This is a genomic window from Actinotalea ferrariae CF5-4 (genome assembly GCF_000603945.1).
Classification (GTDB): domain Bacteria; phylum Actinomycetota; class Actinomycetes; order Actinomycetales; family Cellulomonadaceae; genus Actinotalea; species Actinotalea ferrariae.
Genome location: NZ_AXCW01000303.1, coordinates 1 through 4362, shown reverse-complemented (window position 1 = coordinate 4362; position 4362 = coordinate 1). Strand labels below are relative to the sequence as shown.

Genomic DNA, 4362 nt, shown 5'->3' with positions numbered 1-4362 from the left:
ACGACCGGTGGATCAGGGCTCAGTGCGCGGGCGGCGACGTACCTGCTGGAGCTCGTAGGTACCGGTCTCGAGCGCCGGCCCAAGGCCGGCGGCGGGCGTGATCGTGGTGCGTAGCGGGAGGGTGGCGACCAGTTCCTCCGGGGTGCACATCCGGCGCGCTCCACCACGGGTCCGTCGGGGTTTTGATCAGTGCGCTGACGCCGACGGTGGAGATCTGCACGGCCGCGCGTATCCGGCTGCGCGGAACGGTGACATCACCAGTTTCTGGGTTAACTCCTGTGAGCGTCCGAAGGAGGCGTTGTTGGTGGGGATGACAATCAGGTCGCCGCCGAGTAGGAGGGACTGTTGCAGGGCTGGTTGACACTCATCTGTGGGACGAGGTCCCGCTGGAAGGATGTCGCTGCGCCCAAGAAGTTCCCTCCCGAGAGTCAGGATCGACCGCTACGGGGGCTCGCCCACATCCTCAATGTCAGTCGTGGGCGGCCGGGCGGCGCGACCGCGGTGGTGCATCACCAGAAGGGCACGCGGTGATCGTCGATCGTGCACACGGTCCCGCAGTGCCTTAAGGAGCGCGTCGGCGTCGGCGTCAGCGAGCCCGGCGGTCGGTTCGTCCAGGACCAGTACGGCCGGGTCACGCAGCAGCGCGCGCGCAAGGACGAGCCTTCGCCGCTCCCCGCCGGAGATCGTCGCCCCGCTCAGCCACGTGTCGAGCCCGTCCTCCAGGCCGGCGAACCACCCACCCAGGTGGGCGTCGTGCAGCGCCCGCACCAGGGCGTCGTCGGGGGCATCCGGGCGCGCGAGGCGAAGGTTCTCGCGCAGAGTCGTCGCGAAGACGTGGTCGGCGTCGCCGGCGAGCGCCACGAGGCCCTCCCGGCGGGCGTCCGCCGGCTTCCGTCCGCACACCAGGACCCGGCCGGCTGCGGGGGCCCTCAGCCCCACGAGCACCGCGGCCAGGGTCGACTTGCCGCCGCCGGAGGGCCAGGTGATCTCGCGCACCTGGGCAGGTGCGACAGTGAGGTCGACGCCATCCAGGACAGGTGGGCCGCCCCACCCCGCGTGCAGGCCCGCGACGATGACGCCCTCACAGTCGTCGCTCTGCCGGGTCCCGCTGGCGCCGGCGCCGCCGCTGGAGGTGGCAGCGGAGGCGCCGGCTACCGCACCGAGTGCGGCGAGACGGTGCGCGGCGGAGGCACCACGATCACGGGCCCGGGCCGCAGGCAGGAGTCCCAGGAGCACCTCCCCGGTCGCGACCGCACCGAGCACGAGCACCGCCACCTCCTCCGGTCCGAGGTCACTGCGCGGGACGAGCGCGGCGGCCAGTGCCGCGCCCACGACCGCCACCGCGGCACCGACCTCGGCGACCGCGCGCCCGAGGCCGTCGGTGCGCGCGTCCTGCGCCCGGGCCGCCTCTGCCGCCTGCTCGCGGGCGGCGAGCTCGCGGCGTACCGCCCGGTCGAGCCCCTCGGCGCCCTCCACCGCGGTCACGACGGCGTCGTGCAGCGCCTCGCCGGTCGACTCCAGGACCGGACCGTGGTGCCGGTCGGCACGGAGGACGGCCCAGGGTGCGAGCACACCCGCGGTCACCACCGCGGGCGCCCACGGCAGGAGGGCCACCGGATGCAGCCACGCGAGGCCCGCCGTCACGACGGCGAGCGCTGTCAGTGCGGCCGCGATCGGCACAGCCCCGCGTACGCGCCCGTCGAGCCTGGTGTCGACATCCTCCACCACGCGGAGCAGGAGCGTCCCCCGGCGGGCGGTGAGAGGGCCGGGCACCTGCGGGATCAGCGCCGCGACCACGTCCCCGCGCCACCCCGCCAGGAGGGACAACCCGGCGTCGTGGGAGGCGAGTCGCTCGAGGTAGCGGAAGAGGGGCCGCCCGATGGCGAAGCCGCGCACGGCGACCACCGCGAGTGACAGGGTGAGGATCGGCGGCTGGGCGGAGGCGCGCACGATCATCCAGCTGGCGGCCACCGTCAGGCCGATCCCTGACAGCAGGGACGCTGCCCCCGCGACGGCCGCGACCGCGAACCGGGCGCGCACGCCCATCGCGGACCACTGTCGCCGGACCCCCGCAAGGAGGCCGCTGTCCTCGGTGGTGCCGGGGGCGACCGGCAGGTCGGGGCCTGTCCCGTCGTCGTGCGGCGCCGCCGCCTCACCCGACCCTGCGTCCTCGGGCGTCGCACCGGGCGCCCACCCGGGCAGCCCGGCCTGCTCGACGCGAACCGTCCGGTCCGCGGCCCGGGACACCGGTTCCCGGTGGGTGGCGACCAGCACTGCGACCCCGCGCGCCGCCGCGTCGCGCAGGCGCCGGAGGACGGCCTGCTCGGCGCCCGCGTCGAGGTGCGCGGTGGGCTCGTCCAGCAGCAGCGCGACGTCCTCCCCCGCCGCCCGGGCGTCCTCGGCCAGCACGAGCGCCCGTGCGAGCGCGAGGCGGTGCCGCTGCCCGGTCGAGAGACCGGCGCCGTCGTCCCCGAGCGGCGTGCCGAGGGCTACCTCGCCGAGCCCGAGCGCCGCGAGCACCTCCGCAGCACGCTCGTCGCCGGTGTCGAGCGCCTCGCGGACCGTACGAGCCGGCGGCAGCTGGGGTCGTTGGGGCACGTGCAGGGCGCCCCGCGCCCAGACCCGGCCGCGGTCGGGCGTGCCGTGCCCGGCCATTAGCCGCAGGAGCGTGGTCTTGCCGCTGCCGGACCGCCCGACGATGGCGACCAGCTCCCCGGCTTGCACCGTCACGTCCGGGAGGACCACCGGCCGGCGGCGCCCCGTGAACCGGACGGAGGCGCCCTGTGCCCCGGCGGCCGACCCCGCCTCCCCCTCGCCGTCCTCATGACGTGCGGTGCCCGCGCCTGCCCCTGCCATCGCGTCGAGGCGGTCCATCACGGCGCTCGCCTGCGCGGACTCGTGGAACTGCGCCCCGGCTTCCCGCAGCGGGCGGTATGCCTCGGGCGCGAGCATGATCGCCGCGAGGGCCGGCCAGAGGGCCATCTCGCCGCCCGCCAGCCGCACCCCGGCGCCCACGGCGACGATCCCGACGGACACGGTCGCCACGAGGTCGAGCGCGGTCGAGGACAGGAACGCCACGCCCAGCACGCGGGTCGTGGCTCGGGCGTACGCCCGACTGGACCGCCTGACCTGCTCGACCTGGCGCTCGGCGCGGTCGTACAGCCTCAGCGTCACCAGCCCGCGGACCACGTCGAGGAAGTGCCCGGCGAGCCGGCCGCCGCGCGCGTACTGCTGGTCGGCGCCGCGTCGGGTGGCCCACCCGACGAGCGCCGCGAACAGGGGCACCAGCGGCACGGTGAGCAGCACGGTCGTGGCGGACGGCCAGTCGACGAGCACGAGCAGCGCGACCACGACGGGGGGCAGCACGCCGGCGACCACGAGCGCGGGCAGGTAGGCCGCGAACCAGGGTCGGAGTGGGTCGAGTCCCGTGGACAGGACGGCGGCCGGGTCACCGCCCGCCCGGACTGCGGCGCCGGGATCGCGCGTGAGCGCCTCGAGGCCGACCGCGCGCGCGCCCGCGACCGCAGCGCCGCTGACGCGTTGCGCGACCCTCGGCTGCGCAAAGGCGAGCCCCGTGCGCACGACGAGCGCCGCGGACAGGACGAGCAGGGCCTGCTCCCACCGCGCACCCTCGACCAGGGCCACCACCAGCCAGGTCAGCGTGAGCGCCACCGCGACCGTCGTCAGGGCCTGCGCGACGGCCACCCCGACGAGCGCCGCGAGGGCACCGCGAACGGGCGCGGCGAGGCGGAGCAGCCGCAGGTCCACCGGGCCGGGGCCGCCACCACCGCGGGACGGGGCGGCGCTCATGTGGGCACGGGGTCGCTCGCCACGCGCCGCCGGAACACCCAGTACGCCAGCCCCTGGTACACGAGGACGCCGGGCAGGAGGACCAGGGCCGCCCAGCTGATGGTGCTGAGTGCGTACGCGCTTGCGCGCGCGGACTCGATCGTCACCGACCACGCCGGGTTGAGCGTGCTGGACAGCAGCACCGGGGCGTCCTGCACGAACAGCGCGACGACGACGACGGCCTGGACGGCCACGGAGAGGGCGAACGCCCAGCCCTCCCTGCCGGCACGGGCTGCGAGGGCCGCGGCGCCGAGGACGGCGACGCACACGGTGACGACGGTGCCCGGGAGCCCTCCCCCGGTGCCGGCGACCAACACCACGGCGGCGAGGACACCGGCGGACGGACCGACCCACGCCCGGGCCCGGTCCCGGACGCCACCCGTCGTGCGGAGCCCGAGGTACGTCGCGCCGAGCAGGGTCGCGGCGGCGAGGCCGCCGAGGGCGCCCAGGAGGGCCCCGGGCTGGGTGAGCGTCCCGGCGGTCCGGGCGAGCGCGCCGCCGTCGGCCGCGACC

General features: G+C 76.3%; 2 protein-coding genes. Both read right to left on the bottom strand.

What is annotated here, in order from left to right:
- Nucleotides 1-441: 441 nt before the first annotated feature.
- Nucleotides 442-3810, bottom strand: coding sequence for a thiol reductant ABC exporter subunit CydC (gene cydC / locus N866_RS16725; RefSeq protein WP_081802754.1), 3369 nt, complete (start codon nucleotides 3808-3810; stop codon nucleotides 442-444).
- Nucleotides 3807-4362: cytochrome d ubiquinol oxidase subunit II (locus tag N866_RS16720; protein ID WP_173406174.1), on the bottom strand; the 556-nt coding region annotated here is incomplete at its 5' end. The genes cydC and N866_RS16720, both read right to left, overlap by 4 nt.

Bases quoted from the DNA above. Each gene is read 5' to 3' on its own strand.
- cydC (WP_081802754.1), bottom strand. From the start codon at position 3,810: ATGAGCGCCGCCCCGTCCCGCGGTGGTGGCGGCCCCGGCCCGGTGGAC.